Raw genomic sequence first — 17,717 nt, forward strand, 5'->3', positions numbered from 1 at the left:
CCGTGGCGGTCACAGGCATCGCCGGAACGGGCGGGTACGGCCCCAAGCCCGACGGGCTGGTCTGTTTCGGCGTGGCAACGGAATCCGCCGAGCGAACCGAAACAGCAGAGTTCGGGGCCATCGGACGCGCGCAGCACAGCGCCGCAACCGTCGAGCACGCGCTGCGCCAGCTGTTGGCCAGACTTGCAGGCTGACCGGATATGCCCAGTGCCAGGCCCTCCCGACCGTTTTGGCAGAAAGGGGGGTGCGGTTCGGGCTAAGCCCGCCCCGCGCGCTGCCGCCCGGCCAGGCGCGCGCATTGCGCGCGGCCAGTCTGTGGGTGGCACGGGTAAGGCGTACTGTCATATCGAACGATTTTTCGCCGGGTGGGATGACCGGACCGATCTATATAGCCTGACAGCATAATCAAAAGAAAGTCGTCAGGCTATAGAGTCCTGCCCGACCAAATTGAATCTTCGGCTTCCCACGATGCCTGATTTCTGCTGCATGCGGACTGCCGTGATGGAGGTCAGCATGGATGGGAAAACCGTATTCGGCTGATTTGCGGCAGCGCCTGGTGGCGGCGCTGGATGAAGGGGGCTCGGCCAGCGTGACGGTTGGATCGAGACGCACGTTGCCGCCTGGGGCGGGATCACGATCGGCGAATTGATGGTTGAACTGGCCAAAACTCATGGCATTTCCGTCCATCGCAGTACCGTCTGGCGGGTGATGTGCGGTCTTGGTTTGACGCACAAAAGACCTCCAGGCGCTTGAGCAGAAGCGCAAGGATGTCGCTGGCCAGCGTCGCATCCGGATCACGAAACGCCAGCCTTTCATGGTCAACCATCTGGAACGACTGGTCTTTATCGGCGAAACATCGGCCAAGACCACCGGCTGGGCAGCGCCCGGTCAATCCCGCGCCCTTCGGCCACTGGCGGACACAGACCTTCGTCGGCACGCTGCGTCACGACCGGCTGGATGCGCCATGGGTTATCGACGGGGCAATGAACGCCGGGATATTCGGCCTCTATGCTGAAACGCAATTGGTGCCGACGCTGCGCGAAGGCGAGGTGGTCATTCTCGACGATCTGTCGAGCCACAAGGCCCCGGCTGCGGCGGCAGCCCTGCGCGCGGTTGGCGCATGGTTCCTGCCCCCCCCTACAGCCCCGACATCAACCCCATAGAACGGCATTTTCGAAGCTCAAGGCACTGATCCGCAAGGCCGCCGCGCGAATCCATGACCAACTCTGGTCCGCCATCGGCCATGTCTGCAACCTCTTCTCGGACGAGGAGTGCTATAGCCTGACGACTTTCCTTTGATTATGTTGTCAGGCTATAACCATTTGATTTTACGCTGATGCTGCGCCAATTTGATGATCAAATTGGCTTCCGTCAGCTATACAACTATTTCAAGGCCGCAGGCTATGAGGCACATTGAGTGCGACATGCTCCAAGCCCCAAGACCACGATGACTCGTGGTTGCGGGCGCGTGGAAACCCGGACTGGTTCCAAGACGCGCCGAACCTGCATCCCGCGGGTTGGGCATGACGAACGCCCTGTCTTCCTTGTGAAGTGCCTTCAGGCCTTAACTTTTGATTTTACGCCAATGCTGCGCATATTTGATGATCAGGTCTTCTTTCGTCAGCTATATGTACGGACCAGTTCGCAAGACCGGTCCCATGCTCATGCTGCCCGTTCGACGGCTGCGACGATGCCGTCCACGACTTCGTGCAGCGTGGTTTCATCCTCGGCTTCGGCCATGACGCGGATCAGCGGTTCGGTTCCCGATTTGCGGATCAGCACCCGGCCTGAACCGGCAAGCCGCGCCTCGGCCTCGGCGATGACAGCCTTGACCTCGCTGGCGGAAAGCGGGTCGATGCCGGCGGCATAGCGGACATTCTTCAGAAGCTGGGGCACCGGATGGAACTGTGTCACCAGTTTGCTTGCCGACTCGGCGCTTTCGGCCATTGCGGCCAGAAATTGCAGGCCCGCGATCAGCCCGTCGCCGGTTGTCGCATAATCGGTCATCACGATATGGCCCGACTGCTCGCCCCCCAGATTGAATCCGGCGGCGCGCATCCGTTCGACCACATAACGGTCGCCCACGCGGGTCCGTTCAAGACGGAGGCCGCGCCCAAGCAGGAATTGTTCCAGCCCCAGATTGGACATTACCGTTGCCACCAGCGCATCGCCCCGCAACCTCCCCTGCGAGGCCCAACGACCCGCCAACAGCGCCATGATCTGATCGCCATCGGCCAGCCGACCCTTTTCGTCGATGATCAGCACCCGGTCGGCATCGCCGTCCAGCGTGATCCCCAGATCGGCACCATGGTGCAGCACGGCCCGCGCGCAGGCCTCGGGGTGAGTCGAGCCGACGCCGTCATTGATGTTCAGGCCGTTGGGTTCAACGCCCAGAGGGATGACATCGGCACCCAGTTCCCACAGCACCTCGGGCGCGGCGCGATAGGCGGCACCGTTTGCGCAGTCGATCACTACCTTCAGCCCGTCCAGCCGCTGCCCGGCGGGAAAGGTCGTCTTGGCATATTCGACATAGCGCCCGCGCCCGTCGTCGATGCGCCTGGCGCGGCCGATATTATCGGGTTGCGCGGGTTCGATGCTGTCCGCGAGGATGCTTTCGATTTCGGCCTCGGCTTCATCCGACAGCTTGAAGCCGTCGGGGCCAAAGAACTTGATGCCGTTATCGGCCGCAGGGTTGTGACTGGCCGAGATCATGATGCCCACATCGGCACGCATCGAACGGGTCAGGAACCCCACCGCTGGCGTCGGCACCGGCCCCAGCAGCAACACGTTCATCCCGGTCGAGGTCAGCCCGGCGGTCAGCGCGTTTTCCAGCATATATCCCGACAGACGCGTATCCTTGCCAATCACGACCCGGTGGCCGTTGCGCCCGTCGCGCCGGAAATAGCGGCCCGCTGCAGCCCCCAGAAGCAGGGCCATCCCGGCGGTCATCGGGTGGGTATTGGCCTGCCCGCGAACGCCATCAGTTCCAAAGAGTTTTCTGCTCATTTTTCTGCCTCGTCACACGTATTGTCATTGACGGCCTGCCATAGCCGCAGTCCTTGCACGATCCCGGTTACGTCATGCACGCGGTGGATTTGCACCCCCTGTGCGACCGCAGCCAGCGTCAGCGCCAGCGTTCCGGGCATCCTGTCGCTGGCGCGCGCGGCCCCGGCAAGCGTGCCGACAAAGCTTTTGCGCGACACGCCCAGAAGAATTGGACAGCCCAGTCCATGATACACCGAGATCCGCCGCAAGATCGACAGATTATGCGCCACAGTCTTGCCAAAGCCGATGCCCGGATCGATCACGATTTGTGACCGGCTGACGCCCGCAGCCACGGCGCGCGTGATCCGGGCCTCCAGCGCGTCGTAAATATCAAGCAAAACATCGCCATAGTGCGGATCGTCCTGCATGGTGGCCGGCAGGCCCTGCGCATGCATCAGGCAGACCGGAACGCCGGTACGGGCGGCTAGCGCGGTCAGGCCGGGATCAAAATCACCGCCCGAGACGTCATTGACCATCCGCGCGCCGCCGTCCAGCGCCACTTGCGCCACACTGGCCTTGCGCGTGTCCACCGAGACCGCGATTCGTGCCGACAACGCAGAAATGGTCGGCATGATCCGGGCGATTTCCTGCGCGACCGGCACCTCGGCGGCACCGGGGCGGGTGGATTCACCGCCAACATCCAGAATATCGGCCCCCGCAGCCAGCAAGGTTTCGGCCTGCGCCGCCGGATCGTAATCGCCGCCATCGGAAAAGCTGTCCGGTGTGGCGTTGACGATGCCCATGATCCGGGGCCGGTCCAGTGGCAGGCCCATCAGCGCGGGCCGGGGCGCGGTCAGCGCCTCTAGAATCTCTGCCGGGGGATCGTCGCCGATCCGGGGCGCGCGGCCTCGTTCCAGCAATTCGACCTGCGAAAAGCGGATCCAGCCGCCCGCCAGCCGCCAGCGGCCATACGCCGCAGGGATCGGACGGTAATAGGGCATGGCCGTCAGTCCTCTGCCATTGCGGCGCGGGTGATCGGCAGGCCGCTGCCGGGCGGAGCGTCCGGCAGAGCCTCGTTTCGGGGCAGGGCGATCTCAAGGCCCGTCGCCGCCAGTCGGCCCGCCAGCCACAGGCCAAGAGCGACCGGATCGGCAGGCATTGCCTGATCGGCGGCAAAACCCGCAGGTGCCCAGACAACCTGCTGCCCTGCATGAATCGCGGCGTCGATTTCGGTCCGGGTCGCGGCGACATCCAGATCCAGTTGCCCGGCCAGCGCCCAAGCCGCCTGATCCAGCGCCAGCAGAGCGATGCGGCGGCGGTCGCCGCCCTGGGGCAAGGGCAGGCCGGGCGCGTCGGGGACGATGATCACGGCACCCTGTGGAATGTCCGCCGGCGCGCGCCACAACAGCACCCGAACGGGCCGGTCCGCAGAGTCCAGCGCGATGCGGGGGGCATTGCGGCTGATGGTGATCCCAAGTGCGCCGGGACCACGATCCAGCTTTTCCACGCTGACCTCGATCCGGGCGGCGCGGGGATGGGCCAGCACCTCGGCGGCGATCCGTTCGGCCAGTGTCTCGACAAGGTTATACCGGCGGTCGGCCAGCGCGTGCCGGATCGCATGAACCAGCACATCATAGGACAGGACGGTATCGACCTGATCGTCCTGACTTGCGGCAATGTCGCGCAAATCCACACTGAGATTGAACCTCAGGCGCTGCATCTGGCCCCGTTCGGACAGAAAGGCACCGATATCGGCGGCTATGATGTGATCACGAAGGTGGATGCGGTCAGGTTGTTCCATGGCGCCATTCAGCGCAAAAACACCCGTCAGGCAAGTCACAGAATGAGGTTATCGCTTCGGGCGGCCTCAGTTCGAGGCAACCCGCTGTCCCCGACGGTAAAAGATGTGCTGACCGATCCGCACGGTGCGCTGGAAACGGTGCGACCATTTCGGGCTGACCGCAGGGGTGTGGAAATAGGTCGCGCCACCAGTCAGGTCGCGCGGCGCACCCGCCAGGGCGACCTTGGCCACCTGACGGACATTGTCATAGACCGCCTGATTGCGGATTTTCTTTTTTCCGCCAATGGTATAGCTGAACTGACTGGGCTGGTTCACCACACCGCAGACGGTTGATGGGAAGCGACCGCTATCCACCCGGTTCAGGATGACTTCGGCAACGGCGGCCTGTCCCTTGCGTCCTTCGCCGCGTGCCTCGAAATACAGCGCCTCGGCCAGACAGTTGAGGTCGTTATTGCTGAAATCGCTGTTTCTGGTGCGGGTCGCGGTATCCTTGCTGTTCACCAGGAACATCTTTTCGGGCGCTGCCGTCCGTGTGCGGGCTTGCCGAGCACGGGCCTGCTGCTGAACGCGCGCCTGTTGCGCCCGGATTTCAGCATCCTGCTGTGCGCGCGCCTTGGATGCGCCGACATTCCCCAGGATGAACCCGGTTTGCGTTGAAAACAGCGATCCATTCCCCTCGGCGGAGGCGCTGTTGGATAAAAGTGTCAATGCGACGGCGGCGCAGGCAAGTGCCTGCGAAAGCCGGAATGGCAGCGTGGGCATGAGGCAGTCCTATAAACTTAACCCGTTGACAGGGTATTAACGAGTGCGGTCGCGAGCAGCTGACCTGCAACTCTGATCTGTGGCCTTTTAGCTGTTTGGCCCTTGACGTTTCCACAACTCATATCGGCCAAATGGTCATGAGGGGGGTAACGGGCCGAAACAGGCAAAATTTTGCCAACTGGTCAGACGGTGAATGGCGGAAATCAGCAAGGAGGGGTGGCAAAAAAGGGCCGGTCCGGGCCTATTCAGGGGCCTCCAGACCCGAATCAAGGCCAGAACTAAACGAATCGGTATGATTACTGGATGACCGGATGGCTGCCTGCGCTGCCGCCAGCCGCGCCACGGGCACCCGGAAAGGCGAGCATGAGATATAGGTAAAGCCAGCGTTGTGGCAAAAGGCGATCGATTCCGGATTGCCGCCATGTTCGCCGCAGACCGAGATGGTGATGCCGGGGCTTTGGCGGCGGGCGCGTTCGGCACCGATCAACAGCAATTCGCCGACGCCATCCTGATCCAGAATGTGAAACGGATCCTCGGCATAGACGCCCTGACCGACATAGGCACCCATGAACCGCCCCGCATCGTCGCGTGAAAGGCCGTAGGTCATCTGGGTCAGATCGTTGGTTCCAAAGGACAAAAACGCCGAATGCGCCGCAATGTCTCCGGCGCGCAGAGCGGCGCGGGGGGTTTCGACCATGACGCCCAGACGAAAGGCGAAATCGGCATGGCTTTCGTTGCGGACGGCGGCGGCGACGGCGTCGATGCGGGTCTTGACCAGCTCGACCTCGCGCATGGCGCTGACCAGCGGGATCATGATCTCGGGCACGACCGGCGCGCCCTTGCGGCTGGCCTCGATGGTCGCCTCGAAGATGGCACGGGCCTGCATGTCATAGATCTCGGGCACGGTTATGCCCAGACGAACGCCGCGCATTCCCAGCATCGGGTTAAATTCTGACAGGGCCTCGACCCGGCGGGTAATGTCCGACAGCGGCAGGTCCAGCGATTCAGCCAGCTCGCGCAGACCTTCGCGGTCATGCGGCAGAAATTCGTGCAGAGGCGGATCGAACAGGCGGATTGTCACCGGCAGGCCCGCCATGATCTCGAACAGGGCGATGAAATCGTTGCGCTGCATCGGCAGGATCCGCTCAAGCGACAGCTTGCGGTCCTCGGGGCGGTTGGCAAAGATCATCTCGCGCATGGCGGGCAGGCGGTCGGCGTCGAAGAACATGTGTTCGGTCCGGCACAGCCCGATGCCCTGTGCCCGGAACCGGCGCGCCGTCCGCGCGTCTTCGGGGGTGTCGGCATTGGCGCGCACCCGCAACTGGCGCAGATCGTCGGCCCAATCCAGAAGCTGATCGAAACTGTCATCCAGCGCGGGTTCCAGCATCTCGGCGGCACCGGCCAGAACCTCGCCGCGCGTGCCGTCGATGGTGATTTCCTCGCCCTCGCGAAAGCTGCGCTTGCCGGCGATCAGGCTGCGGTTGCGCGGGTCGATGCTGATCCCCGAGGCCCCGACGATGCAGGGCAATCCCAATCCACGAGCAATTACCGCCGCGTGACTGGTGGTGCCGCCGCGTTCCGTCAATACCGCGACCGAGGCGTGCATGCCGCGAATATCCTCGGGCACGGTTTCGCGGCGGACCAGCACGCAGGCCTCGCCCCGCGCGGCGGATGCCTGTGCGGCGGCGGCGGTAAAGACGATCCTGCCGGTCGCCGCGCCGGGGCTGGCATTGATGCCGCGCGCGATCACATCGCGGGGCGCGCGCGGATCGACCTGATGATGCAGAAGATCGGTCAGGGCGCGCGGTTCGACACGCATCACCGCCTCTTGCGGCGGAATGATGCCGTCGCGGGCAAGCGCCACGGCGATGCGCACGCTGGCGCGCGAACTGCGCTGCACGCGCGCCGCGTCGATCAGCGACAGGCGGTCGTCGCTGAGCACAAATTCAAGCTGCATTTCCTCGCGCAGACGCTGACGCGCCGAGGCACCAAAGCGGACCAGGTCGGCAAAGGCGTCGGGCGCAACCTCTTCCAGAGACAGACCGCGCGGGTCGCGGGTCAAATACAGCGTCTTGGCCCCGGTCCCGATGGCCTTGCCGTGACACTGGCCCCTGAACCGGCCCGTCACCTGTGGCTGGCCGGTCACCGTGTCGATGAACTGGATCGTCCCCGAGCCGCTGCGCCCGTGACCCATCGCCAGCGCCATCTGCTGCGCGATCAGCCCCAGAGGCGCATCCGCAGGGGCCCCCTTGGCCTGACGCAGCAGCCGCGCTGTCGGGCCGTCCCATGCCCGTGCCATCGAGCGCAGCACCTCGGCAAGCTGTGTCTGAGGATTCTGCGGGAAATGTTCGTCCATCTCGTCGCGATAGCAGCGCAGCGCATCGGCCAGCGCGCCCTCGCCTTCCTGAGCGAACATGTCGGGATCCAGCCGTGCGATGCTGATCGCATAGCTTTGAACAAAGGACAGATAGATCGCGTCGGCGTTTTCCCGCCCGATTTGCCCGGCCAGCCGTTCATGGGTCTGGTCGTTGATGCCGACATTCAACACCGTGCCTGGCCCGCCCCATTCCGGCATCAGGGGCGAAGGCCGGACGCTGACCAGCCCGTGCCCCTGCAAGAACAGATCGCCGATGCCGTCCAGATCGACCTGCTGACCCGCTGCGATGGCCTGAACCGCGTCAAAGGACAGCGCAAAACTGGCTGGAACCGGCAGGTCCAGACGAATCAGCCGCTGCAGACATTTTGCGCGCCAGCCGTGCCGCGCCCTCTCGATTCCGGAAGATGGGGCGATTTCGGTGACGGGGCTGATGTTCTGCATATCCATAGGCGCGGAGGATACGGCTGACGCCCCGCATGCTGCAAGTGCGAAATGAATGCTGCAACTGCGAAAAGGGCGCGTGTGCCCCCTTTTCGACACACCACGCCCGGCGGCTTATTCGGCGATGGTCACTTTCGCCATGTAATCGGGCTGCGCGACCGCGCCATTGGCATTTGCATCGCCCTTCGTGATGGCGTTCAGCACGTCCCAGCCATCGACGAGCTGGCCCACCACCGTATACTGACCGTCAAGACGGGGCGCGGGGGCAAGATCGATGAAGAACTGGCTGTTTGCGCTGTTCGGATCCTGCGCGCGGGCCATGCCTACGGTTCCCGCCTGAAACGACACGTCGCTAAATTCGGCCGCAAGATCAGCCAGGTCCGAGCCGCCCATCCCGGCCTGCGACGTATCGCCGCCGTGCTTGCCATACTTGACATCTCCGGTCTGGGCCATAAAGCCGTCGATGACGCGATGGAACACCACGTCATCATAGGCCCCAGATTTCGCCAGTTCGACCAGGCGCGCGACATGGCCGGGGGCCTTGTCAACGTAAAGGTCAAGCGTGATCGTGCCTTTCGGCGCGCCATCCGCGCCTGCGACTTCGATCACCATGTTCGGGCCGGGGCCGTCGGTGACGCCGGGCAACCCCTCGGCCAGTGCGGCCAAGGCGGTCAGGGAAAGGGCTGCGGGGATCAGGGCAAGCTTACGCATCAGCGGCCACCTTTACGGAAATCATGCGGTCAGGGTTCGCGGGCGGTTCGCCGCGTTGAATTTTATCGATATGCTGCATCCCGTCAACGACGCGGCCATAGACCGTATACTGACCGTTCAGGAAATGGTTGTCCTTGAAATTGATAAAAAACTGGCTGTTGGCACTGTTCGGGCTTTGCGACCGGGCCGCGCCCAGGGTGCCGCGATCATGGGGCAGCTTGGACAATTCCGCCGTCAGATCCGGCAGGTCCGATCCGCCGGTGCCGGCGCGGCGCGGATTATAGTCCTTTTCCATATTCGCATGTTCGACATCGCCGGTTTGGGCCATGAAACCGTCAATTACCCGATGAAAGGCCACATTGTCGTATTTCCCCGCGCGGGCCAGTTCCTTCATACGCGCGGCATGTTTGGGTGCGACATCGGCCAGCAGCTCGATCACCACGGGGCCGTCCTTCAGCGTAATGATGATTGTGTTTTCGGGGTCCTTGATTTCGGCCATCCTGCCCTCCTTGTGAAGCTGCATTAGCTCTAGGCTCTTCGCCGGGCAAGGGCAACGCGCTAACCCATCACGGCGACGTTAGCACAGCGGGATGGTTGACGCCACGCGGAACTTACGGGACAAGCCTGAAGATGCAGACAGCCTGACATAAGGACCAGCCATGGCCGCTTTCAACACCATCGACAATATGGATCTTGACGGCAAAATCGTCTTGACCCGCGTGGACCTGAACGTGCCGGTCGAAAACGGGCAGGTCACGGACACGACCCGCATCGACAAGATCGTGCCGACGGTCAAGGACATTCAGGCGCGCGGCGGCATTCCCGTCCTGCTGGCGCATTTCGGGCGGCCCAAGGGCCAGCGCGTGGACAGCATGAGCCTGAAGGTCGTTCTGCCCGCGCTGCAAAAGGCGCTTGGGCAGGAAGTGGTCTTTTCCGAGGATTGCATCGGTGGCGCGGCCAAGCGTGTCGTTGCAGCACTGGAACGCGGTAATATCGCCTTGCTGGAAAACACCCGCTTTCACGAGGGCGAGGAAAAGAACGACAATACCTTTGTCGCTTCGCTGGCCGCGCTTGGCGGGGCCTATATCAATGACGCGTTCTCGGCGGCCCATCGTGCCCATGCCTCGACCGAGGGGCTGGCCCGCATGCTGCCCGCCGGGGCCGGACGGCTGATGGAGGCGGAACTCAAGGCGCTGGATGCGGCGCTTGGCTCGCCGCAGCGACCGGTTGCTGCGGTGGTGGGCGGGGCCCAGGTCTCGACCAAGCTGGAACTGCTGGCCAGTCGGGTCGGAAAGGTTGATCATCTGGTGATCGGCGGCGGCATGGCCAACACTTTTCTGGTTGCCAAGGGCGTCGAGGTCGGCAAATCGCTGGCCGAGCATGACATGGCCGACACCGCGCGCGAGGTTCTGGAGCAGGCGTCAAAGAAAGGCTGTGCGATCCATCTGCCGGTCGATATCGTCGTTGCACGCGAATTCAAGGCCGGTGCCGCCAGCGAGCTTCTGCCGGTCGATCAGTGCCCGGCGGACGCGATGATCCTGGATGCAGGCCCCGAAACCGTCGAAAACCTGCGCAAGACCCTTGCCGTCTGTCGGACGGTGATCTGGAACGGCCCGCTTGGCGCATTCGAGATCGAACCCTTTGACCGCGCGACCAATGCCGCAGCGCAGGCCGCCGCCGAGGCGACCCGCGCGGGCGAACTGGTGTCGGTCGCCGGAGGCGGCGACACGGTTGCGGCACTGAACAAGGCTGGCGCCGCGGGCGATTTCACCTTCATCTCGACAGCGGGCGGCGCGTTTCTGGAATGGATGGAGGGTAAGACCCTGCCCGGCGTCGCCGCGCTGCACGCCGCCGCGTCCTGACCCCGCCACAGCCGACACAGGCAGGCGATTGCCGCTTGCCTGTGCGGATCTGGCCAACCTATTTGAATATCCACCAGAACCAGCCGTTGCCAGAGCCCCAAGTGCTGCCACCCGACGCAACCTGCTGATTGCCCGATCCATTGTCGCCCTGATCGTCCTCGTCCGTGGCTGCGCTGTTGCCAGAGGCGGTCTCGACCTCGTCCGGCGGCGATGTCGTATGTGTGGTTTCGGGGCCTCCGCTCACCGCATCGGTGCCCCCGCCACCTGCGGCACCGGTTGCCCCCGATCCCCCGCCAGCGGTCGCAGCGTTGCGATAGGCGTGATAGCTGGCCAGCCATTCGTTGAAGCGATCATAGTCCAGCAGAGCCGGATCGATATCGATCCGCTGCGCGTCGGCCTGCACCACCATGTCGCCGATGGCCGTGATCGGCCGCACGAAAACACTGCGCGTATTGGCCCCCAGCTCGGTCGCGGTCGCGGGCATGGTTACACCGTACAACGGTAAGTAATAACTGGTAATTGTGTTGTCCATGTACATGGCACGTCTCCGTGTGATTCGTGCCTTCAGTTTCAAGGTTTTGAACTATGTGGACCAGAAAACTCTAGTTAAGAGTTTATTAATCCCGTCGCGCCATCCATCGCGGGCCAGCGAAAAGCTGCGCATTTGCTGCAAGCCGTTAGCGTGAACAACATTGTCAGCGGCGGTCGGCATGTTATGCACCACCCGATCCACGACAGGAGATTTCGAATGACCATGACCGACACGGTGCGCCGCATTCTGGCCAATTACGAGGGCGAGACGCCGGGCGTCAAAGCGCAACTGGCCCGGATGCTGATGACCGGCAAGCTGGCAGGCACCGGCAAGATGATCATCCTTCCGGTCGATCAGGGCTTTGAACACGGGCCCGCCCGGTCCTTCGCGCCGAACCCGGCGGGCTATGACCCGCATTACCATTATCAGCTTGCCATCGATGCCGGGCTGAACGCCTTTGCAGCGCCTTTGGGCATGATCGAGGCCGGGGCCGATACATTTGCGGGACAGATCCCGACGATCCTGAAAGTGAACAGCGCCAACAGCCTGATGTCGGACACCGCAGGCAAGAACCAGGCGGTCACGGCCTCGGTCGATGACGCGCTGCGGCTGGGTTGCGCGGCCATCGGCTTTACGATCTATCCGGGCAGCGACATGGCGCTGGACATGGTCGAAGAGATCGTCGAGATGCGCAAGGAAGCCGCAGCCAAGGGTGTCGCGACCGTGATCTGGTCCTATCCGCGCGGCGAGGCGATCACCAAGGACGGCGAGACCGCCATCGACATCGCCGCCTATGCCGCCCAGATCGCGGCACTGATTGGTGCACATATCATCAAGATCAAGCTCAGCACCGACCACCTGATGCTGCCCGAGGCCAAAAAGGTCTATGAGGACAAGAAGATCGACATCGCCACCCAGGCCAGGCGGGTCGAACATTGCATGCAGGCGGCCTTTGCCGGCCGGCGCATCGTGGTGTTCTCGGGCGGTGCGGCCAAGGGTGCCGATGCGGTCTATGACGACGCTCGCGCCATCCGCGACGGCGGCGGCAACGGCTCGATCATCGGGCGCAACAGCTTCCAGCGCTCGCGCGAGGATGCGCTGGAGATGCTGCAGAAGCTGATCGACATCTACAAGGGCGCCTGAGCCCGATCCTGCGGTCGCGCCGCCCGGCGGCGGCGCGACACGATCTGGCGCGTCCGAAGGCGCGGGGAAGGGGGGCGAATGCGCCCCCTCTTGCATGGCGGCGGACGCAATCCGTCACCCGGGTCCGGTCGGCGGTGCGGTGTTCCGCGTTGACCTGATTTCGCGGGCTGGCTAGACAGCGGTGTCGGGGCTGTGGTGGAACGGCAGACACGCTGCACTTAGGATGCAGTACCGCGAGGTGTGAGGGTTCGAATCCCTCCAGCCCCACCAGAACCGTATTGTCGTGCGTATCCGACGGCGAGTGTCTGCCGGCGGCGTGGGAGATGTGGATGACATCCTATCTGGCGGGGCTTGGGACCGGCCTGTCGCTGATCATGGCGATCGGGGCGCAGAATGCCTTTGTGCTGAAACAGGGGCTGATACGGCGGCATGTGCTGGCCGTCTGCCTGTTCTGCGCGACCTCGGACGCGGTGTTGATCGCGCTTGGCGTGGGCGGCATGTCTGCGGCGGGCGCGCGGTTCCCCTGGCTGATGTCGGCGATGCGCTGGGGCGGGGTCGCGTTCCTGCTGTGGTACGGGCTGCGTTCGTTTCGTGCCGCGCTGCGGGGCGGCGAGGCGCTGCGGCCCGAGGGGCGCGCGACCGGCTTGTCCGCGACGCTGGCGACCATCGCCGCGCTGACGTGGCTCAACCCGCATGTCTGGCTGGACACGGTGGTTCTGCTGGGGGCGGTTTCGGCACAGTGGCCGGACCGTCCGGCCTTTGCGGCGGGAGCGATCAGCGGTTCGTTCCTGTTCTTCTTCGCGCTTGGATACGGGGCGCGGCTGCTGGCGCCGGTGTTCGCGCGCCCGCGCGCGTGGCAATGGCTGGAGGCCGGCGTCGGCGTGGTCATGTGGTCCATCGCGGTGCGGCTGGCCCTGGGTTGAAGGGGGCTTGCGGCGGGCGCGGAAACCCGGCATTTGCAGATCATGCAACTTGATTCCGAAACGCGCCGCGACGTGATCGGCATTGCCTGGATGCTGGCCACGGGGTTCTGCTTCGTGGCGGTGAACGGAATCGTGCGCGGGCTGGACGGCGCCTTGCCCGCCCCGCAGGCCGCCTTCATCCGGTTCCTGTTCGGCCTGGCCTGTCTGGTGCCGGTACTGGTGCCGGCGCTGCGGCGCGGGTTCCCGGCACCGGTCTGGAGGCTGTTCGCGACGCGCGGTGTGCTGCATGTGATCGCGGTCGTGTCGTGGTTCTATGCGATGTCGCGGATCACTGTGGCCGAGGTCACCGCCATCGGCTTTCTCAATCCGATCGTCGTTACCATCGGCGCCGCGATCTTCCTGCGCGAAAGACTGGCCGCGCGGCGCATTGTGGCGGTCTGCGTGGCGCTGCTGGGGGCGCTGATCGTGCTGCGCCCGGGCATCCGGCCTCTGGATCCGGGGCATCTGTCGCAGGTCGCGGCCTCGGTCGCCTTCGGCACGTCCTATCTGGTGGCCAAGCGCCTGTCCGAACGCGTGCCGGCCGCCACCGTGGTGGCGATGCTGTCGCTGACCGTCGCGGTCGGGCTGGCGCCGCTGGCCCTTGCGGTCTGGGTGCCGCCGACGCCGGGCCAGCTTTTCTGGCTGGGGCTGGTCGCCGCGTTTGCGACGCTGGGGCATTACACGATGACCCGTGCCTTCGCCGCCGCGCCGCTGACAGTGACGCAGCCGGTGACGTTCCTGCAACTGGTCTGGGCCAGCCTGCTGGGGGTGTTCGTCTTTCACGAACCGCTGGACGGCTGGGTGATCCTGGGTGGCGGAACGATGATCGGCGCGATCAGCTATATCACCTGGCGCGAGGCGCAGAACCGCGCCGCGACCAGGACCCCGCCGGTCAACGCCACCAAGGCCTAGCCGCCGCCGGTCCGCGCGCGGCTTTCGGCAGCGCGGCCCGATCCTTTCTTGACCGGTTCCCGCAAGCAGCTATCCTTTTGCGGGTGTAAGGTTCAATTTGCCCGGTCATGCGATGTGGCCGCAGGACCGGCAAGGCCGGACGGATGACGAGTAACAGGGTTCAAACCGAGCATCGCTGCCCCGCGCTGCGGATGGTCCACGACCCGGCATGGATGTATCCGGCCGGCGGGCATCGGCAGGCGCTGATGGCGCTGGAATCCGGCCTCGGGTCGGGGCAGGGGGCGCTGTTGCTGACCGGCGGGCATGGCACGGGCAAGACGCTGCTGCTGCACGCGCTGGAGGCGGATCTGCGCGACGGGTTTCGTATCGGCCGGATCGAGGGGCGCGAGGTCGATGCTGACGATCCCCTGCCGGATCTCTGCCATGCCTTCGGCCTGGAGGCGACGGGTCAGGGTTCCGCCGGCACGCGGCTGGGCGATTTCCTGAACCGCCTCGACGCCGGCGGGCAGGGCGCGGTGCTGATCGTCGACGATGCGCATCTTCTGCCCGGTCCCGCGCAGGAACGTCTGGCAGAGCTGTGCGGCCCGGAGGGCGCGCCCGGCCTGTCCGTGGTACTGGCGGCCGGACCGGATTTCCCCGGACAGTCGCAGCAGGATCCGTTCGGCGCGGCCATCGGGATGCGGGTCGAATTGCCGCCGTTGCAGGAGGGCGAGACGGGCGGCTATGTCGCCCATCGCTTCGCGACGGCGAAATGCCCCTGCCATTCGGGGCTGTCGCCCTTTGCCGCCGGCAGCATGAACAACCTGCATCACTGGTCGGGCGGGGTGCCCGCACGGCTGAACCTGCTGATGCAGTACTGCATGGGACAGGCCGAAGCTGCGGGGATCCGCAATATCGGCACGCTGTTCGTGGACAGATGTGCGCGGGCCATGGCGGGGCACGGGCTGGACGAGTTGCCGCCCGCCGGTCCGCAGCCGGACCCCGCGGATGCCGAGCCGGATGCCGGCCCCGACACGGAGCCGAACGACGCGGACGATTCCGACACCGCGACCGGCGAGGATGCCGTCGAGGCGGTCGACATCGCCGCCGCCGCAGCCGGCCTGCCCGTTCATCCGGCCCGTCTTGCCTGGGGCGAGGTTTCGGGTAGCCCCGGGATCGCGACTGCGCGGCTTTCCCCGCCTGGCGGGGATCCTCCGCGCCGGCCGGGGTCGGGATTCGGGCGCGTGGCGGCGACGGTGCTGTTGCCGGCGGCGCTGGTGCTGGCGACGGGCTGGGGGTGGCAGCAATCCCGTCGGCAGGGCGTGGAAACCGCAGTCACGACGCCCGAGGCCGCGCCTCCGGCAGTCCCGACTCCTGCGGAAGGAGGAGGCGGTCCCGAGGCGCTGGCGGCGGCAGTTGCGCCGGTCGAAGCGCCCCCCGTCGATGCTCCCCCGTCCGTGGCCTCGCCGGTCGAAGCCCCGCCGTCCGAGTCGCCATCGGCGCCGGCCGTCTTGCCCGTTCCGGATGGCATGAAGGTCGAGGCGCTGGCCCGGCCCGGTTCGGCCGAAATGCTGCTGAACGAGGCGCTGCAACTGGGGCGGAGCGATACCGATGCGGCGATGCTGCTGTATCAGCGCGCGGCGTTGTACGGCAATCGCCGCGCTGCCTATTTCCTTGGCCAGTTCTACGAGACGGGCGACGGGGTTCCGGCAGATCCGAATCTTGCGCGCGGCTGGTACGACGCGGCAGGGGAATTGTGGGGCGCCCGGCAGCGGCTGCATGTGCTGGCCGATCAGGCGACGGCTCCGGCGGACCTGTCGGCGCCGGTGCCGGTCTTGCAGGCGGTCCTGCCCGACGGTTCGGTAGAGTTGCACTGGCGCCCGGCCGACGGCGAAAGCCCGGCGGGCTTTGCCGTCGAATATGTCGCGTCCGGCGACGACACGCCGCGCCGGACCGAGACCGCGCGCTCGGCGGTGCTGCTGGAAGGTCCGGTCAGCCGCTGGCGACTGATCACGCTGGACGGCGAGGGCGGGGACGGGGGCGCGACCGGGTGGGTCTCGGCCGCGCCCGGAAATCCCTGATCAGCAGCCCATGACCGCGCAGATGCTGCGGCGATAGGCGGCATTGGCGTCGCTTTCGGGCGTGCCCGACGGGGTGCAGTTGGCCACATAGTCCGGGGCGATTCCCCGGTTCACGCAGGCACCGATATCCCAGCCCGGCGGAATCGCATCCAGATCGACATCCTTCCATTTCGGATGGCCACTTTCCCGAAGGCTGTCCAGATTGGTCAGGATCAGCGACGACAGATCCGCCACGGCGTTGCACGCCTCGCGGTGATAGGCATTGCTGCCGGGGTTGTATTCATAGGTCATCAGCACCGCCTTGACGGACACCAGATCGACCGGCTGGGTCTGGAACGCATAGGTGTTCGCGGGCAGCGCCTTGGGCGTGTAGACACTGCGCAGCGTCTCGTCTGTGATGGGCAGCAGGTGGAACTTCGCGGGGTCGATATCGCCCTGGCTGTACAGCGCCGCCGGCGCACCCGCGACATAGAAGAAGGCGTCGATATTGCCGGCCTTCAACTGGTCCAGCGCCTCGGTCGGCCCGATCATCAGCCGCTCTGAAGGCTCCAGCCCGGCCAGCGACAGCATCAGCGAGGCGGTGAGGAACGTCCCGCTGTCCTGGACGCCGATGGCCACGCGCTTGCCGTCGATGCCACGGAAGTCGGCGATGTCGCTCCGGGCGAGGATATGCACCTCCTCGTCGTAAAGCGGAAAGGCGATGCGGACGCCCTGGATGGTTCGCGCGATCACCGGATCCTGGCTGGCAAAGGTCTGCATGTATTCCAGAACGTCATTCTGGACGATGCCGAACTGGGTAAAGCGCCGCTGTCGGACGCCGAGGAAATTTTCCAGCGAGCCGGCTGTCTCGACGACGCCCATCACCTGTCCGCAGCCTGACATCAGGTTCTGCAGGTCGCGGCCGAACTGGATATAGGTGCCGCTGGCCGATCCGGTCATGATGTTGATATGCGGCTCCTGGGCCTGACCGGGCAACGCCCATCCCGCCGCCAGCCCCGCGATCAGCGCCACCCTGCGCAGGAAGTTCGTCAATCCCATGACACTCTCCTTTCCCTCGTTGTTGTCCGTGCCACGTCAGCACCCGTCCAGCCGCGCCAGCAGCGACAGAAGCGCCTGCCGGTTGATCGGCTGTTGCACCGCGCCCAGGGCGTCGCGCACGCAGGTGCCCC

At 65.1% G+C, this 17,717-nt stretch carries 17 protein-coding genes and 1 tRNA gene; 8 read left to right on the top strand and 10 right to left on the bottom strand.

All coding sequences use genetic code 11. The features are described 5' to 3' along the window. Positions 1 to 194 (top strand): CinA family protein (locus ACK5L9_RS23845; RefSeq protein WP_416913944.1); only part of this gene is annotated, 194 nt, incomplete at its 5' end. Positions 195 to 405: 211 nt separating this feature from the next. Here the strand turns inward: ACK5L9_RS23845 and ACK5L9_RS23850 are convergent. Continuing rightward, positions 406 to 687 (bottom strand): hypothetical protein, encoded by a 282-nt coding sequence (locus ACK5L9_RS23850; RefSeq protein WP_416913945.1) that lies wholly within the window; start codon positions 685 to 687, stop codon positions 406 to 408. Positions 688 to 767: 80 nt separating this feature from the next. On the opposite strand from ACK5L9_RS23850, the gene ACK5L9_RS23855 reads away from it, so the two are divergent. After that, positions 768 to 1,163, top strand: coding sequence for a transposase (locus ACK5L9_RS23855; protein ID WP_416913946.1), 396 nt, complete (start codon positions 768 to 770; stop codon positions 1,161 to 1,163). A 499-nt stretch (positions 1,164 to 1,662) separates the two neighbouring features. Here the strand turns inward: ACK5L9_RS23855 and glmM are convergent, their stop codons facing one another. The 7 genes from glmM to ACK5L9_RS23890 all read right to left on the bottom strand — a co-directional run bounded on the left by glmM (position 1,663) and on the right by ACK5L9_RS23890 (position 9,576). Then, positions 1,663 to 3,006: a phosphoglucosamine mutase gene (glmM, locus tag ACK5L9_RS23860; RefSeq protein ID WP_416913947.1), complete on the bottom strand. Its 1,344-nt coding sequence runs from the start codon at positions 3,004 to 3,006 to the stop codon at positions 1,663 to 1,665. Further along, positions 3,003 to 3,986, bottom strand: a complete 984-nt coding sequence (folP, locus tag ACK5L9_RS23865; RefSeq protein WP_416913948.1) for a dihydropteroate synthase — start codon at positions 3,984 to 3,986, stop codon at positions 3,003 to 3,005. Before folP ends, glmM begins: the two co-directional genes overlap by 4 nt. A 5-nt stretch (positions 3,987 to 3,991) precedes the next feature. Continuing rightward, positions 3,992 to 4,786: a dihydroneopterin aldolase gene (locus ACK5L9_RS23870; RefSeq protein ID WP_416913949.1), complete on the bottom strand. Its 795-nt coding sequence runs from the start codon at positions 4,784 to 4,786 to the stop codon at positions 3,992 to 3,994. A gap of 66 nt (positions 4,787 to 4,852) precedes the next feature. Then, a complete protein-coding gene (locus tag ACK5L9_RS23875; protein ID WP_416913950.1) occupies positions 4,853 to 5,548 on the bottom strand; it encodes a cell wall hydrolase in 696 nt (231 codons plus the stop codon). A 241-nt stretch (positions 5,549 to 5,789) separates the two neighbouring features. Beyond that, the gene (locus ACK5L9_RS23880; RefSeq protein WP_416913951.1) at positions 5,790 to 8,366 is read right to left on the bottom strand and encodes a putative PEP-binding protein; all 2,577 of its coding nucleotides are present in this window, start codon (positions 8,364 to 8,366) and stop codon (positions 5,790 to 5,792) included. A 114-nt stretch (positions 8,367 to 8,480) separates the two neighbouring features. Beyond that, the gene (locus ACK5L9_RS23885; protein WP_416913952.1) at positions 8,481 to 9,077 is read right to left on the bottom strand and encodes a peptidylprolyl isomerase; all 597 of its coding nucleotides are present in this window, start codon (positions 9,075 to 9,077) and stop codon (positions 8,481 to 8,483) included. Further along, positions 9,070 to 9,576, bottom strand: coding sequence for a peptidylprolyl isomerase (locus ACK5L9_RS23890; protein WP_416913953.1), 507 nt, complete (start codon positions 9,574 to 9,576; stop codon positions 9,070 to 9,072). Before ACK5L9_RS23890 ends, ACK5L9_RS23885 begins: the two co-directional genes overlap by 8 nt. A 160-nt stretch (positions 9,577 to 9,736) precedes the next feature. Between ACK5L9_RS23890 and ACK5L9_RS23895 the strand changes: the two genes are divergently transcribed. Next, the gene (locus tag ACK5L9_RS23895; RefSeq protein ID WP_416913954.1) at positions 9,737 to 10,939 is read left to right on the top strand and encodes a phosphoglycerate kinase; all 1,203 of its coding nucleotides are present in this window, start codon (positions 9,737 to 9,739) and stop codon (positions 10,937 to 10,939) included. A gap of 58 nt (positions 10,940 to 10,997) precedes the next feature. Here the strand turns inward: ACK5L9_RS23895 and ACK5L9_RS23900 are convergent, their stop codons facing one another. Then, entirely contained in the window at positions 10,998 to 11,477 is a 480-nt protein-coding gene (locus tag ACK5L9_RS23900; RefSeq protein ID WP_416913955.1) for a hypothetical protein, read from the bottom strand. A gap of 210 nt (positions 11,478 to 11,687) precedes the next feature. On the opposite strand from ACK5L9_RS23900, the gene ACK5L9_RS23905 reads away from it, so the two are divergent. The 5 genes from ACK5L9_RS23905 to ACK5L9_RS23925 all read left to right on the top strand — a co-directional run bounded on the left by ACK5L9_RS23905 (position 11,688) and on the right by ACK5L9_RS23925 (position 16,548). After that, complete coding sequence (locus ACK5L9_RS23905; protein WP_416913956.1) at positions 11,688 to 12,614, top strand: class I fructose-bisphosphate aldolase; 927 nt, start codon at positions 11,688 to 11,690, stop codon at positions 12,612 to 12,614. 186 nt (positions 12,615 to 12,800) lie between these two features. Beyond that, positions 12,801 to 12,884 (top strand) — tRNA-Leu (locus ACK5L9_RS23910). A gap of 59 nt (positions 12,885 to 12,943) precedes the next feature. Continuing rightward, complete coding sequence (locus ACK5L9_RS23915) at positions 12,944 to 13,537, top strand: LysE/ArgO family amino acid transporter (RefSeq protein ID WP_416913957.1); 594 nt, start codon at positions 12,944 to 12,946, stop codon at positions 13,535 to 13,537. 42 nt (positions 13,538 to 13,579) lie between these two features. Beyond that, complete coding sequence (locus ACK5L9_RS23920; RefSeq protein ID WP_416913958.1) at positions 13,580 to 14,488, top strand: DMT family transporter; 909 nt, start codon at positions 13,580 to 13,582, stop codon at positions 14,486 to 14,488. A 143-nt stretch (positions 14,489 to 14,631) separates the two neighbouring features. Beyond that, complete coding sequence (locus ACK5L9_RS23925) at positions 14,632 to 16,548, top strand: AAA family ATPase (protein WP_416913959.1); 1,917 nt, start codon at positions 14,632 to 14,634, stop codon at positions 16,546 to 16,548. On the opposite strand, the gene ACK5L9_RS23930 is transcribed toward ACK5L9_RS23925, so the two are convergent. Then, positions 16,549 to 17,586, bottom strand: coding sequence for a TAXI family TRAP transporter solute-binding subunit (locus ACK5L9_RS23930; RefSeq protein WP_416913960.1), 1,038 nt, complete (start codon positions 17,584 to 17,586; stop codon positions 16,549 to 16,551). Positions 17,587 to 17,717 lie beyond the last annotated feature (131 nt).

The sequence above is a fragment of the Paracoccus sp. (in: a-proteobacteria) genome (assembly GCF_047973135.1).
Classification (GTDB): domain Bacteria; phylum Pseudomonadota; class Alphaproteobacteria; order Rhodobacterales; family Rhodobacteraceae; genus Paracoccus.

Excerpts from the sequence above, each read along its gene's own strand:
- ACK5L9_RS23850 (WP_416913945.1), bottom strand. The coding sequence starts at position 687 with ATGGACGGAAATGCCATGAGTTTTGGCCAGTTCAACCATCAATTCGCC.
- ACK5L9_RS23855 (WP_416913946.1), top strand. The coding sequence starts at position 768 with ATGTCGCTGGCCAGCGTCGCATCCGGATCACGAAACGCCAGCCTTTCA.
- glmM (WP_416913947.1), bottom strand. The coding sequence starts at position 3,006 with ATGAGCAGAAAACTCTTTGGAACTGATGGCGTTCGCGGGCAGGCCAAT.
- folP (WP_416913948.1), bottom strand. The coding sequence starts at position 3,986 with ATGCCCTATTACCGTCCGATCCCTGCGGCGTATGGCCGCTGGCGGCTG.
- ACK5L9_RS23870 (WP_416913949.1), bottom strand. The coding sequence starts at position 4,786 with ATGGAACAACCTGACCGCATCCACCTTCGTGATCACATCATAGCCGCC.
- ACK5L9_RS23875 (WP_416913950.1), bottom strand. The coding sequence starts at position 5,548 with ATGCCCACGCTGCCATTCCGGCTTTCGCAGGCACTTGCCTGCGCCGCC.
- ACK5L9_RS23880 (WP_416913951.1), bottom strand. The coding sequence starts at position 8,366 with ATGCAGAACATCAGCCCCGTCACCGAAATCGCCCCATCTTCCGGAATC.
- ACK5L9_RS23885 (WP_416913952.1), bottom strand. The coding sequence starts at position 9,077 with ATGCGTAAGCTTGCCCTGATCCCCGCAGCCCTTTCCCTGACCGCCTTG.
- ACK5L9_RS23890 (WP_416913953.1), bottom strand. The coding sequence starts at position 9,576 with ATGGCCGAAATCAAGGACCCCGAAAACACAATCATCATTACGCTGAAG.
- ACK5L9_RS23895 (WP_416913954.1), top strand. The coding sequence starts at position 9,737 with ATGGCCGCTTTCAACACCATCGACAATATGGATCTTGACGGCAAAATC.
- ACK5L9_RS23900 (WP_416913955.1), bottom strand. The coding sequence starts at position 11,477 with ATGTACATGGACAACACAATTACCAGTTATTACTTACCGTTGTACGGT.
- ACK5L9_RS23905 (WP_416913956.1), top strand. The coding sequence starts at position 11,688 with ATGACCATGACCGACACGGTGCGCCGCATTCTGGCCAATTACGAGGGC.
- ACK5L9_RS23915 (WP_416913957.1), top strand. The coding sequence starts at position 12,944 with ATGACATCCTATCTGGCGGGGCTTGGGACCGGCCTGTCGCTGATCATG.
- ACK5L9_RS23920 (WP_416913958.1), top strand. The coding sequence starts at position 13,580 with ATGCAACTTGATTCCGAAACGCGCCGCGACGTGATCGGCATTGCCTGG.
- ACK5L9_RS23925 (WP_416913959.1), top strand. The coding sequence starts at position 14,632 with ATGACGAGTAACAGGGTTCAAACCGAGCATCGCTGCCCCGCGCTGCGG.
- ACK5L9_RS23930 (WP_416913960.1), bottom strand. The coding sequence starts at position 17,586 with ATGGGATTGACGAACTTCCTGCGCAGGGTGGCGCTGATCGCGGGGCTG.